The 12,723-nt window shown below is 37.1% G+C and carries 13 protein-coding genes and 2 pseudogenes; 7 read left to right on the top strand and 8 right to left on the bottom strand.

The features are described 5' to 3' along the window. The 3 genes and pseudogenes from CH376_RS24920 to CH376_RS22205 all read right to left on the bottom strand — a co-directional run. Positions 1–161: pseudogene (locus tag CH376_RS24920) on the bottom strand (IS256 family transposase); the annotation flags it as partial. Between the two features lie 125 nt (positions 162–286). Next, positions 287–586: a hypothetical protein gene (locus CH376_RS22210; protein WP_100787745.1), complete on the bottom strand. Its 300-nt coding sequence runs from the start codon at positions 584–586 to the stop codon at positions 287–289. A 17-nt stretch (positions 587–603) separates the two neighbouring features. Beyond that, on the bottom strand, positions 604–816 hold the full coding sequence (locus tag CH376_RS22205) for a hypothetical protein (protein ID WP_100787746.1): 213 nt from the start codon (positions 814–816) through the stop codon (positions 604–606). A 423-nt stretch (positions 817–1,239) separates the two neighbouring features. Between CH376_RS22205 and CH376_RS22200 the strand changes: the two genes are divergently transcribed. Continuing rightward, positions 1,240–1,629, top strand: coding sequence for a helix-turn-helix domain-containing protein (locus tag CH376_RS22200; protein ID WP_100787747.1), 390 nt, complete (start codon positions 1,240–1,242; stop codon positions 1,627–1,629). Here the strand turns inward: CH376_RS22200 and CH376_RS24685 are convergent. From CH376_RS24685 to CH376_RS22175, 5 genes and pseudogenes are all read right to left on the bottom strand, one after another. Then, positions 1,592–2,512, bottom strand: coding sequence for a hypothetical protein (locus tag CH376_RS24685; RefSeq protein WP_100787748.1), 921 nt, complete (start codon positions 2,510–2,512; stop codon positions 1,592–1,594). The two genes, CH376_RS22200 and CH376_RS24685, sit on opposite strands and share 38 nt — an antisense overlap. A 23-nt stretch (positions 2,513–2,535) precedes the next feature. Continuing rightward, entirely contained in the window at positions 2,536–3,180 is a 645-nt protein-coding gene (locus CH376_RS22190) for an LBL_2463 family protein (protein ID WP_100787749.1), read from the bottom strand. 131 nt (positions 3,181–3,311) lie between these two features. Beyond that, positions 3,312–4,592: a Y-family DNA polymerase gene (locus CH376_RS22185; protein ID WP_420843581.1), complete on the bottom strand. Its 1,281-nt coding sequence runs from the start codon at positions 4,590–4,592 to the stop codon at positions 3,312–3,314. Next, on the bottom strand, positions 4,576–4,989 hold the full coding sequence (locus CH376_RS22180) for a LexA family protein (protein WP_100787751.1): 414 nt from the start codon (positions 4,987–4,989) through the stop codon (positions 4,576–4,578). Before CH376_RS22180 ends, CH376_RS22185 begins: the two co-directional genes overlap by 17 nt. 52 nt (positions 4,990–5,041) lie before the next feature. Then, a pseudogene (locus CH376_RS22175) lies at positions 5,042–5,748 on the bottom strand (SOS response-associated peptidase). A gap of 271 nt (positions 5,749–6,019) precedes the next feature. On the opposite strand from CH376_RS22175, the gene CH376_RS22170 reads away from it, so the two are divergent. The 6 genes from CH376_RS22170 to CH376_RS22145 all read left to right on the top strand — a co-directional run bounded on the left by CH376_RS22170 (position 6,020) and on the right by CH376_RS22145 (position 12,553). Next, on the top strand, positions 6,020–7,021 hold the full coding sequence (locus CH376_RS22170; RefSeq protein ID WP_125231993.1) for an AlbA family DNA-binding domain-containing protein: 1,002 nt from the start codon (positions 6,020–6,022) through the stop codon (positions 7,019–7,021). Between the two features lie 113 nt (positions 7,022–7,134). Then, positions 7,135–8,052, top strand: coding sequence for a hypothetical protein (locus CH376_RS22165; RefSeq protein WP_100787753.1), 918 nt, complete (start codon positions 7,135–7,137; stop codon positions 8,050–8,052). Positions 8,053–8,367: 315 nt separating this feature from the next. Further along, a complete protein-coding gene (locus CH376_RS22160; protein WP_100787754.1) occupies positions 8,368–9,006 on the top strand; it encodes a hypothetical protein in 639 nt (212 codons plus the stop codon). A 177-nt stretch (positions 9,007–9,183) separates the two neighbouring features. After that, positions 9,184–10,515, top strand: coding sequence for a hypothetical protein (locus tag CH376_RS22155; protein WP_100787755.1), 1,332 nt, complete (start codon positions 9,184–9,186; stop codon positions 10,513–10,515). Between the two features lie 332 nt (positions 10,516–10,847). Further along, positions 10,848–12,053: an IS256 family transposase gene (locus tag CH376_RS22150; RefSeq protein WP_100788436.1), complete on the top strand. Its 1,206-nt coding sequence runs from the start codon at positions 10,848–10,850 to the stop codon at positions 12,051–12,053. A gap of 140 nt (positions 12,054–12,193) precedes the next feature. Further along, positions 12,194–12,553, top strand: coding sequence for a hypothetical protein (locus CH376_RS22145; RefSeq protein ID WP_100787757.1), 360 nt, complete (start codon positions 12,194–12,196; stop codon positions 12,551–12,553). Positions 12,554–12,723: the final 170 nt, after the last annotated feature.

The following is a 12,723-nucleotide window of genomic DNA, read 5'->3' as shown; positions in this document are numbered from 1 at the left end:
TCATACCTTGAGGCTTTGCAGAGTTTATCCGCTTCCTCATCTAAGAGAGCGTTCAGCGTTTCTTCCACTGAGCCTCTTACGAGTTCGCTCAAGTCTTTCTTGAGCTGGGTCTCATCCACTTGAATTACTTTCAGGTGCGCTTTTTCTTCTTCTGCCCTCATTGGGGGGTTCTCCTTTTTTTGAATTTGATCGTTACAAACTCAATCGGCAAGGAGAGCCTTCTCATTCATTCTTAAATCTGCGAAATATTTTGGACGTTATCTTAAAATATCTCAGTAACGATTTTTCATTCATCGTTTCTATGCTTTTTTGGAAGTGCACGAATAGGCTTCCTATCATGAGGAATTCCAAGTTTCGTAAAAATATCTAACACTTCCGGACGATTTGATTTTCCTATAAAGACGTGATAAACAGTGTAGTAGGGGATTCCGAGAGGTTTTAAGATTCGCGTAATCTCTGCCATTGGTTTTTTCATATTTGCGATTTTAATACACGCCTTTATCAATTCATTCTTTCCAAGTTTCTGTTTAGAAACGGCGGATTCAAATGCCGATCCTTTTTCTTTTTTGGAATCTTGCTCTTCCATTTTAATTTAAGAATCGCTCAATCATACGCCCATTCCTCAAGACCTTGGTCATCTAGCCAGTGATGATATCCTTTGAGGAGATTTCTCTTTTCCATATAGTATTCTTGAAGTGCACATCTTGTTAGAAGGAGGTCAATAGTCTCAGCTTCAGTTCGAGGTTTTCCGTCTGAATTTTTTAGATCAAAGAGCTTCATACTCAATTTTAAAGATTCGAGCTTGTATCTAGTCATTAGCGAAATCCTTAATATCCTAAAACTTTATTGTTTTGTGACTCACCTTGAACCATAATTTAGAGTATACAGAAGTTACGTATCATGGAACTTATTTTGTCGATAGACTGAAGAAATCGTTTCTACTCTGGTTTTGTTTACAATATAGAGGGTAACACCAAAGGTTTTTAAATGCTTTTAGGCACCCTCTAGATTGATTATTGTTTTTCGCCAATTTAATGCAGAGTAGGTGATCTTTTGACAAAATGGACTCGATATTTTTCCTAGAGTTAAAAAGAGACGTTTTAATGAATGGCTTTTAGATTGCATATTTCCCACTTTCGAATTTTAGTTAATTCTACTGATTGGTCGCTGTGACATTTATAAAAGGATAATATACAGATATGAATAAATCAAGTAAAAAATATTCATATATGGATAAATATGGAAATTAATCAGATTTTAAAAAATCTATTAAAAAGGCAAGGCTGGACTCAAGAGGATCTTGCAATAGCAGGAGAAGTATCGCAACCGGCTGTTAGCCGTTATTTGAGCGGGCAAAATGTTCCAACTATCGATTTTATTATTAATTTATATAAAAATAAAAAAATTGATCCAATTATTTTTGTTCGAGATTTTGAAGCAGAGCCGCTTCGACTTGAATCAGGTAATTCTAAGGAGGATAAAAATATCTTAGTAGATGAAGTTACCCTTTTTATTCGCTTTGTAAAAAATTCTCCCGAAGTTTTAGAAATATTTTGGAAGCTTCATAAAATGGATAAAGAAGGGCGAAATTCTATGAACGCTTTTGCTGATAGAATTCTAGAGGGATAAGGGATTTATTTTTATACGCGAGCGCGCTATAGATTTCATCGGTAGAAAGGTCCGAATTAACTTGTAGGTGAGTAAAATTTTGAACGATTCGCGAGATCAGATTTTTATTATATCGGTGAACTGCTTTTTCGTAACTAACGGTGTCTACAGTTTTCAAAATCAGTATGTTTGTTCTGACTAATAGAGAATTCTTTTTATCCAATAGTTCAAATCCAGCAAATTCAAATAAATTAATCTTTATGATCCCAATCGACCAGATTGCAGTTGCGAGAGTGCAACCAATTGGAGCTACGAAGTTATATTCTGGGAGACCGAATAGTCTAAAAGCAAATGTAAATGTTCCAATGAAACTAAACCAAACAAAGACTCCAATTGCAAAATAAACTAATCGAACACGATCTAGGCCTCTGCGTCTCTTGATTCCAATGCAGAGAACTAATATAGAGTAAAGTAGGCTTATCACTCCACCTATGACAAAATAATCGTAAAGTAGTCCAGCTTCAAAATGAAGCTTTGAATTTATTATTTCCGCACTGGAGATGTATAAGTCGGTAAAGCTAAATAACGAAATCGGAAGGATGTACCCGATCAAAATTAAATAATTACAAATTCGAGAAAGGTCTTTGTTAAAAACATAAGGATAAATGAATCTTACGAGAAGCAGGGGGCAAAAAATCATCGGAATGGTCATTGCTCTTGTCCAAAATAATGTTGAGGAATGACCATAGAACGGGACTGCAAAAAGGACATCCCATGCCCCTTCCAGTAAGCATAGTATTGCAAAGTCGCGGAATTCTTTCCTCTGACGAACTTCTATAAGAATGTAGAACCCAATAATAAAGTTCAAAATGGATGCAATAAGTAAAATTAGTGATGTTTCCAAGAAGATCCCCTGGAAACATCACGTCACGTATGACGTATTTTTGCAATAATTTTAGAATAGTCTGACACTTGTATTGCCCATTCCGTTGGGTTTAATTTCCCGGATTCAATTTTGCCATAGCCTGGGAAGTAAATTTTATAAGGATGATCTTTCGAATCTACAGCACCTAAGCGATTATAAAGTTTTCCTACACCGGGGCGGTTAACATCATAAAGACCATAGGTAGCTTCATAATTTTGTTCGAAAACGAATTCGGCTCCCATTAATAATACTCGTGTCCCTTCTTTCATAGAAGTTGCAGCGAAAGAATTCATTTCCGCTATATTCCCGGTTCCTAATTGCATTTTTTGTCCGGTATCCTTCCTTAGGGCATATTCGATAGGAAGGCCATTCGGCCCCTTTGTGAGCACTCTGGAGGTCGCTACTATCGTATTTTTCTCATTAAGAGCAATAAAATATCGCCCGAATCCATTCAAATCGAATTGGCGATCGAAATCAGAATCGTATCCAACGTATCCAAGTTTAGAATATTGTTCCTGTACAAAGGATCGAGCTTTTTCTACAACCTCCGGATTCATTTGATATGTACAAGTGATGTACGTGCATGTTTGATTAGGGTGTTTGACGTCTGAGTATGTTTCTGATTTTTTTAAAATTGTAAGAGACATAATAATATTATGTCACATTTGTGTCGTTGCTCAAGCATATTTTTTCCAATTTCCTTACTCTAATGATTTTCCTTATTTTGGAAGTCTTCGAATTCCATTTAGGAAATGAATAATTCTTCCTTCTTCACTCTTTAAACCTTCACGACCGGGATCTCATTCCAGTTATGAAGCGGACTCTTTGACTGAAAGTCTCGTCGCATTCTCCAGTTCCGGGATCCGAATCCAGTAATCGCGGTTCTAACTTTTCCCGAGTAGAATTTAGAGTTTATCTCCATAACTACTTCAGTCGCACGATCGGAGTTGCCCCTGTAAAATAAATCCTGTTGACGTTTGTTCTCGCTCGTTAATTCAGAAAGCATAACTCCGCTTTTTTTGTATCTGTAACCTTCCTTGAAAATAGTTTTCACTCCGGCAATACAATAGGCTTGGAGTTCAAAAAGATCTCGGGTGGCGAAAGGGATTTTCATATAAATGGTTTCTTCATATTGTTTATCTTCTTTTTGAAACGGATCGGTTCGTATGAAAACAGACAAAGCCTGTGCGTATCTATTCTCCTTCCAAAGTTTCTCTACTGCACGGGAAAGATAAGTTGTGGTTGCCTCGATTACGCTCTGCAAATCGGAAACGTAGTCGCCGTATGCCCGACCGACGACGATTTCTTTTTTCGGGGGAGGGGAATGTTCCATTCCGTAACAAACGGTACCGCGAAGTTCATAGACGAGGCGGAGACCAACGATAGTCATTTGTTTTCGGATCCAGTCGTCCGGAAGTTTTGAGAGCTCCAATGCGGTCTTTATATTGCAATCCTCCAAGAAACTTGCATAGGCAGGACCAATCCCCCAAACATCGGAAGGTCGAATTTTTGATAAGATGGATTCGCGTTTTTCGGGTTCAATTCTAAAGACGCCTTTACTTTCTAAATTTGATTTTGCGATTTTATTTGCGACTTTCGATAAAGTCTTGGTTTCTCCGATTCCGACGCACACCGGAAGGCCTAAGTATCTTTGAATTGTTTCTTTGATTTTGTGTCCGAACTCTACTGAATTCTCTTCCTTGATAAAGCCAGTTAGCTCTAAAAAGCATTCATCAATAGAATATTGCTCTACTTCCGGACAACGTGATTTGAGCACAGCTTGAAACCTGTGACTCATGTTACCGTAAAGAGTATAGTTACTTGAAAGAACAAAAAGCTTCCCTGATTTTACGAGATCGTGCGCCTTAAAGATAGGCATCCCCATCGTTATGCCGAGTGCCTTCGCATCATCGCTTCTTGAAACAGCACATCCATCGTTGTTTGACAAAACGACAACTGGAACTTTTTCTAGCTTAGGATGGAAGACTCGCTCACAAGAAACATAAAAATTATTTACATCGACTAATGCGAAGAGTCGCTTCTTAGAAGATGTGGACAACAAGGCGAACAACTCCCCAAACTTTAACGGGTCCGCTCGGATCAATCGGGAAGTAGATCCCATCATCTTGGGCATTCAGAAAGCAAAGAGTTCCATCGATGTTTCCTATTCTTTGTAGCGTGAACTCGCCTTCATAGGTAACGCTTGCAATTTTATTATGACTTAACGGAAGGGAACGATCGATGACGATTATATCCTTGTCATAAATCCCATACTCCGACCACGAATTCCCTTCCACTCGCTTTGCAAAAGTCGTCTCTGGATTTTTGATTAAAAGGTCATTCAGATCGAGACCTTTTCTGAAATAATCTTCCGCCGGACTCGGAAAGCCTGCGTATAACCTGGTCTTAAGCAGGGGAATCTTGGTGTTAAAGTTGAAATTATTAGAAAGTAGCATATATTTGTATGCTATACAAATATATGTATTTATAAATTCGGATCAAGCCTTTTTAAAAAAGCGTATCTCTTTTTTCTTCCAAGGAAATTTCTTTTAGGCATTCCTCGCCCTCTAATTTCTTCTTAGGAGACAATAATAATTTCGATACAGGGTAGGCGTGCATGAAGTCCGAAGGATAAATTTGAAAAAATGGAGAAATTTGTTCCTTAGTATTTAATTTAGAATCAAGCCATGCTTCATATTTTTCCGAAGGAAGAATGACTGGCATTCTTTGTTTCGGATGGTATTTGGTAAAAAGTTCGTTAGAGGGGACGGTGATAATTGAAAAGGTTTGGATCCGTTCTCCGGATTATTCCAGCGAGAACAAATCCCAGCCATTCCGAAAGGCTCATTGTCTCTTAATCTGAGCGCGAAAGGCTGTTTCGATCCACTTTGCCCTATGGATTCAAAAATTGCATCACACGGAATAACGCATCGGGAAGTTAAGATCGGCTCTTTAAAAGACTTGAGTTCAAAGATTGTTTCGGACTTTGCATTACCGGTCGAATATTGAAGAGATTCTTTTATACTTTTGGACCATGGCGCCATGAGCCAAAGCCTTGCATCCTCGACGGTATAATCGGTTCCGGGTTTTAAGATAATGAGCGCGCTTTCCGTATATACGATGTTGAAACGACTTCTTGTTTCATCAATGTCCTTTGCGAATTCGAATGCTTTCGCCTTGGACCAGCGATTTGATTGAGCGAATCTACTGCACATAACGGATAAAAAAGAATATCAGAATCCTTTAATAAAACTGTAAAATAAATACCTATATTAAATTTTTCTATGAAACACATATGAGTTGTCGATAAATATTCCTTGAAAACGGAGTGTCATTTCCTAAGTTTGAATGGCGAGGAGATTGAATTTCGACTTAGATTTGCAAGAAAATGATCGCTGATTCTAATTCGATTTAAGTAAAATAAGAAATTCTTATAAATAAGAATTGAAAAAACGAAGTCTTGGAAAAGCGATAATAAGCCTTTTTTTGAATCAAATATCATTTAAGGATATGAAAATAATATCGGAAGATGAATTAAATCAGCTACTTCAGGAAGGTGAGTCTTCCTGCCTTGATTTTAAAGAAAAACACCATGAAAATGCTGTCGCCTTGGTGCACGATATTCTTTGTTTAGCAAATTCGCCTTCAGAGAGAGATAGGTTTATCATTTATGGGATTGCTGACAATAAAGAAATAATCGGAGTAAATTCTGAGTTTAGAAGAAAGCAATCGGATATTGCAGATATTTTACGATCATCAAACTTAAATAGAATACCGGATTTTCTGCTTTACGCATTTAAATATAAGGGAGTTGAATTAGATATATTGCATATAGAGAACAGTTCAGAAAAACCATATTTCTTATTAAAAGACAAATCTAAGGGATCTGAAATTATTCGTGCCGGTGTTTTGTATTCGAGATTCAACGATTCAAATACTCCAAAAAACGGAACGATAACCGAATTGGAAATGAGCCAGTTATGGATGCAAAGATTTGGTATCCTTAAGGATCCATTGAATAGAGCATTAAAATATTTAAAGAATCCTTCGGGGTGGAAAGGGTCCAGCGAGGATGAATTTTATTTTAAGCCGTTTCCAGAGTTTAGGCTTATTTGGGAGTCGAGGGATCCAAGTGAGAGATTTCGGGAAAAATGGGTAGATAAAAATAATCCATGCGATCTTGCCGTGATGGAAATCAAATTATTTTATCAAAACACAATGCTTAGAAAATTTGAAGCAATCAATCTTGACTTCAGAGCATTTTTCCCGGTTCCTAAATATTCGAGAAATAATAGGAAGCATGAGGCTTTTATAATCAAAGATTCATTAGACATTTATATATGCGCTATAATAACAAATTCAGAAAGCCTTTACGCCAATGAGGATAGTAGCTCAAAAAAAGATGATGACATAATAATCGATTATTTAAAAAGTCTGGACCTTGATTTTAAAATTTACGCGTTAGATATTTCACTACGGGAGGAATAATGAATAAAAATTTTAGAAATCCACTGAACTATATTCGATCGCTAAAATGAAGAACAACGGCTTCTCATGATAATTGATCCTCTGCCGACAATATTTCAAAATCAAAGGAATTAATGAAAAGATTAATCAATTGTATTATCACCGTATGCTGTATCTTTAGCGGAATTTTATATGCCGAAGAAGAACAAATAAAGCCTGAAATTCAAAAATCAAAATTCGAACCTAAATATGAATTAATTATTCGAAGACAATCATCTGTAATCGAACCGCTCGAATCAAAATGGTTTGAAGAAAAGTATGCTCTCTTCATAGATAATCGGAATAAGAGAACTACAAATATTTATTTTGGACTTAAGTTCTTCTTACCCAAAATTAACTCTTACATAGAAACAAATTTCTACGAATTAAAGAAATCCGACTTAAGCAAAAGCACGTTATATTGTTCGAAGAATGACTGTTACATAAAAGATTTTAGTATTGGTAGTTATTATCGATTCGATACAGAGCTTAACTTGATTTGGAATGTATATAGCGATAAAGTTGGTATTGGGGGCGGCTTAAGGTATATAAATTCAAATTTAAGTTTGAATCAAGGGGATTCTTTTTACTTGTATTTAGGATCACATTCTTTTGGACCTCAGCTATCTTTGCGATTTAGGACGCCTGCGTTTTATAATTTTTATATTTCAGGTAAATTTAACTACTTTTACTTGTTTGGCGACTTAGTAATTCGAAACGGGTATGGTGATCCACGTACATTTTTAGGGTACAATGAATTAGATAATGAATCAAAATCGACTTATATCGGAAAAGAATTAGAAGTAGTTTTAAATTACTCCATTTCAGATCAAATCGTAATTTCTTGGGGCGCGGGGATTTTAGGCGCAGTGGCAAAACCTAAAACTAAGGATCTTCATTCATTTGATCCTTCATATGATTTATCAAGAAATTTAGGTCTCCGAGTCTTTGGCGGAATTCTATATACGGATTATATTTATAATGCCTTCATCCAGATGAGTTTTAAAATTTAGTCAATTGATAGATGTATTGAGTGTTACCGATGTGCCAGAACATACAAAAAGAGTAGCTGCGGATTCGTGACAGAATTACACGTTATCGGAAGCGGGCGCGGGGCAAACTCCGTGTAAATTAAAGAAAAAAAGGGTAGGGTGGGGTCTTTTTTCTTGAAATCAATAGGCGCCTTGTCTTATGTTAGTTAGAACTTAATGATATTCGTATATTCCTCCAAGTTTATTGTTTAGGCGAAATTCGGTAAAATTGAGTTATGCGCAATAAAATTGAATAATACGTTAAACGAAATATTAAGAGAGCTAAAAGAAAATTCTATGCTGAATAACAATGGAATATTTTCTGAACTAGGTAAGTTTGTAAGATATATTGCACCTATTTTGATAATGATAATTGAATTATTTATTTATCGTTTTTCATTTAGTCAAAGATGGGAACTAGGAATATCTGATAATATTTGGATTCCAAGTATTTTAACTGTCATTTCTGGGACTTTTATTTCGTTCGTTTACCAAGCGCTTCGAATCGGAAGATTGAACTATCAGAATTTGTTAACAAAATATAAAAATAAGTTCAATATTTCAGATGAACTAATTAAATCTAACTCATTTGCAGTTATGTCGGGAATTTGGTATTCATTTATAGAAATTAATAAATCACTATCTGGCGCCTCGAAGAGATCGCAACAGCTGGCAAATAATTTGCACGGTAGTGGGACTTCACTTGTTGGTTGCATTATCGGCTTTCTTATTTTTTGGCCGGCCATGTACAAGATGGGTGAGTTGACCAGTAACGGTTGTTATTGCCTTCCATTCTTCCTGTTTCTCTTGTTTATCGGATTACATATTTTTCACTTTCGCAAAATTAAAGAAGATCATTTAATTTTTGTTCAGGTTGCTTTTGACATCAGTCAAAATGACGAAATCATCTCCGACGAGATTAGCAGGTTCGAATAATTTTACTGCGCATAACTATCGGCTCTGACGCATCGCTTCGAGATTGCTACGCAACTCTCGCTTGGCCTCCGGCACATTTCGCTTTGTCACTCGCCTTGCAGAGCAAGCCTCGTGCCAAGTCCTTGCGGACTCGCGAAACGTCGTCAAGCCTTGGTCGTTATCCGCTAGCTGATAAATATGAAACTTGAAGAAATAATTTGGAATGAAATTCCATCTGAAAATTTTAACATAGTGAGGAGTAATATATCCTTAGTAGGTTGTAAGATTTTCTTTTCAAGAGATTCTGACTTTCAAATTAATTTTGAACTATCAAATAGCAAACAAGAAGATCATTTACAGATTCAATTAGATTTTCGGAATTTGCAAAGACCTGCTTACATTGTAGCCCAGGGCAGAACACCGAATATTAAAATAATTGCAAACCATATAATACCTGAAGCTTATTCCTTTAAAGAAGGAAACTATAAAATAACTGGAAAAGTGATTTCTGCAACATATTACATTAGACCAAAAAAATCTTTTAACGAAGTTTACTCAGACTCCTATTTTTTGAATAACCTTAATAATTTCTTTTACCCAAGAAGTTTGGTATACACCACCGAGGAAAAAGTACAATTTGATATTGGTAACTTTTCTTCAGAAGTTTTTCAGTTTAAAGTTGGAAGTCAAAATAGCTCAAGTATTCTGTTATTGGAAGTGGAAGGTAAAAAAATTGTAATTGGTTCAGTATCTGAAAAAATAACTAAATCGTATTTTGGAACGTTCATAAGAACGGAAAAGCAATACTCTTTAACAAAAGAGGAAGTTCAAGATTTACAAGATTACCTTTCTTTTTTGGGAGGGGCAACATTAGTATTTGTCGGTAATGCAAAAGTCGCAACCCACTTTACCAAAACAGTAAAACATTTCCGAACAACTTTTGTAGAAGGGCTTTCGCATCATCTCAGAAAAAGTGAATACATTCCATATCCGTATGATTTGTCATTCTCTGAGTACGTCCATATAGAGAAAATTCTTTCCGCCGGTTTTAAGAAATATAGAGAAATTAAGGAAATTTTTGATCTGAGTCAAATTATATTTCATATTTCATACGCTAGAACAGCCTCTTTAGAACTTCAGATTCAACCACTTGCAACGGCATACGATTTGTTGAAAGGAAAATGGTTTAAAAGTACATTATCGAAATCTAAAGGAAAGAATTTACAAGATGATACATATTTAAGCATTCTCGAAAAGTATATACCGAAAATCTCCGAAGATTTGGGTGCTGATAAACCTACAACGATACCAATCTTAAATAGAATAAAGAAAGCAAATGAAATGAGCTTATCCGAAAAGGACGTAGCCTTTTTTAAGGAAATGAATTTAGAATTTAATGAGATTGAACAATTTGCACTTCGATCTCGCCATCAAATTGTCCATGGAAACCAAGGGTCAAAAGATTACCAAAAAATATTAGATGCAAATCGTGCATATCATACTTTAGTTAATCGAATTTTATTACATTGATCATTCATGTCAGGCAGGTCCAAAAATTTTGAAAGTTAACGATAAAATGGTAGGACCATTAGGAACTGGAAAAATTCGATAAAAGTATCTGACAGCGTATAACTAAAAATTGTCGCGGCGCTTCGGGATCGATAGCGACCCATGCTTGGGCTTCGCCACATTTCGCTTTGTCACTCGCGTTGCAGTGGCTAGTCTCCCGCCAAGTCCTTGCGGACTCGCGAAACGTCTAGGGATAACGTCCTAAATCTTTCGCAGATTAAAGAATGAACGAGAAGGCTCTCCTTGCCGATTGAGTTTGTAACACGCAAATTCAAAAAAAGGAGAACCCCCCAATGAGGGCAGAAGAAGAAAAAGCGCACCTGAAAGCAATCCAAGTGGATGAGACCCAACTCAAGAAAGACTTGAGCGAACTCGTAAGAGGTTCGGTAGAAGAAACACTGAACGCTCTCTTAGATGCGGAAGCAGATAAACTCTGCAATGCAACAAAGTATGAAAGGAACCCGGATCGAGTGGATACAAGAGCGGGTTCGTATAGTAGAAACTTCGAAACAAAGGCCGGAAAAGTAAAGTTAAAAGTTCCGAAACTGAGAACAATTCCGTTCGAATCAGCGATCATCGATCGATACAAGCGACGGGAGAGTTCGGTAGAAGAAGCTCTCATGGAGATGTATCTCGCTGGAGTTTCCGTTCGGAGAGTCGAGGACATTACAGAGAGCCTCTGGGGAACCAAGGTCTCACCTTCAACGATCAGTAAACTCAACCAGAAAGTTTTTGTTCAAATCGACGAATGGAGAATCCGTCCGCTTACTGATGAATATCCTTACGTTTACCTGGACGGACTTTACTTGAAGAAGTCTTGGGGTGGCGAAGTTCGTAATGTAGCGATTCTCGTAGCCATAGGGGTCAATTCAGAAGGTTACAGAGAAGTTCTCGGTTCCATGGAAGGAGCCAGAGAAGACAAAGAGAGTTGGCAAGCCTTCCTGAAGCATCTCAAGGACCGGGGACTCAGAGGAGTGAACTTAATCATCTCAGACAAATGTTTAGGCTTAGTAGAATCGATTCCATTCTTCTTTCCGGAATCAAAATGGCAGAGATGTATTGTCCACTTTTACAGGAATGTTTTCGGGAAAGCTCCGAGAAGTTCTTTCAAGGTTATCTCTCAAATGTTGAAGGCGATCCATTCTCAAGAGAATAAAGAGGAAGCCCTTAAGAAAGCAAACTCAGTGATTGAAAAATTGATAGAGATGAAATTGAAAGAGGCTTCTAAAGTCATCTCAGATGGTATCGAAGAAACTCTCTCCTATATGGATTTTCCTTCCGAGCATTGGAGAAAGATTCGAACCAACAATCCATTAGAAAGAATCATCAAAGAGATCAAGAGAAGAACAAAGGTCGTAGGAGCTTTTCCTGATGGGAAGTCCGCTCTCATGTTAGCCACTGCTCGTCTCAGGCACGTCGCATCAACTAAATGGGGAACTAAAAAGTATGTTGACATGGAGAAGTTAAAAGAGTTAAAAACTTTAAAGCTCATGGCTTGATCCGCTTGAGAGCTTTTCGCGAATTTCTATTTGTGCGAAACTTTAAGGACACTATCCGTCTAGGAGACTTTTCGTTAAACGCAATGATGGCCCGTCTTAATCTACTTTTTTTCTGCATTCTTTTTCATTGAGGTGATCTAATGTCCGAAAACAACCAATCCGAAAGCTTTTGGTCCGGCCTGGCCAAATATTTCAAAGAATTTTCACTGGGTAAGATGATTCTAGTATTGTTCGTGCTTCTTTCCTTCTTTAAGGGCGGTGAGTTCGTTACGGTGCTACAAACGCCGCTATTCTGGTTAGGAATTGTTTTGGGTGTTCTTCTGGAAGCTTACACAATAACTATACACCCCCACAATTTCAGAACTGAGGTCACAAGGGACAAAGAATTTCTGTCGCACGGTGTACAGCGCATTATTGCCACCATCTTCATTCTGATCTCCATCATGGCAACGCTCGTTTTTTTCGGTTCCTATATTTACTTACGTTTCGGAAGCAAATGATATACGTAAACAGACCTGAGCTTCACATATTTCAGTTTCTTTTTGTAAAGCTTGTATTGAGTACGAAGTGTAAAGTATGAATGGATACTCTCAGGTGGTACAGACTGCCCAGATAGGTAACAAAACAGACCGGGCACATAGGTGACATATACCTGACATTGGAGGAAATC

This window comes from Leptospira adleri (assembly GCF_002811985.1).
In the GTDB taxonomy this organism is placed as follows: Bacteria; Spirochaetota; Leptospiria; order Leptospirales; family Leptospiraceae; genus Leptospira; species Leptospira adleri.
Note: the sequence above shows the minus strand (reverse complement) of the source record. Positions and strands in the feature narration are given on the sequence as shown.

Bases quoted from the DNA above. Each gene is read 5' to 3' on its own strand.
- CH376_RS22210 (WP_100787745.1), bottom strand. From the start codon at position 586: ATGGAAGAGCAAGATTCCAAAAAAGAAAAAGGATCGGCATTTGAATCC.
- CH376_RS22205 (WP_100787746.1), bottom strand. From the start codon at position 816: ATGACTAGATACAAGCTCGAATCTTTAAAATTGAGTATGAAGCTCTTT.
- CH376_RS22200 (WP_100787747.1), top strand. From the start codon at position 1,240: ATGGAAATTAATCAGATTTTAAAAAATCTATTAAAAAGGCAAGGCTGG.
- CH376_RS22190 (WP_100787749.1), bottom strand. From the start codon at position 3,180: ATGTCTCTTACAATTTTAAAAAAATCAGAAACATACTCAGACGTCAAA.
- CH376_RS22180 (WP_100787751.1), bottom strand. From the start codon at position 4,989: ATGCTACTTTCTAATAATTTCAACTTTAACACCAAGATTCCCCTGCTT.
- CH376_RS22165 (WP_100787753.1), top strand. From the start codon at position 7,135: ATGAAAAGATTAATCAATTGTATTATCACCGTATGCTGTATCTTTAGC.
- CH376_RS22160 (WP_100787754.1), top strand. From the start codon at position 8,368: ATGCTGAATAACAATGGAATATTTTCTGAACTAGGTAAGTTTGTAAGA.
- CH376_RS22155 (WP_100787755.1), top strand. From the start codon at position 9,184: ATGAAACTTGAAGAAATAATTTGGAATGAAATTCCATCTGAAAATTTT.
- CH376_RS22150 (WP_100788436.1), top strand. From the start codon at position 10,848: ATGAGGGCAGAAGAAGAAAAAGCGCACCTGAAAGCAATCCAAGTGGAT.
- CH376_RS22145 (WP_100787757.1), top strand. From the start codon at position 12,194: ATGTCCGAAAACAACCAATCCGAAAGCTTTTGGTCCGGCCTGGCCAAA.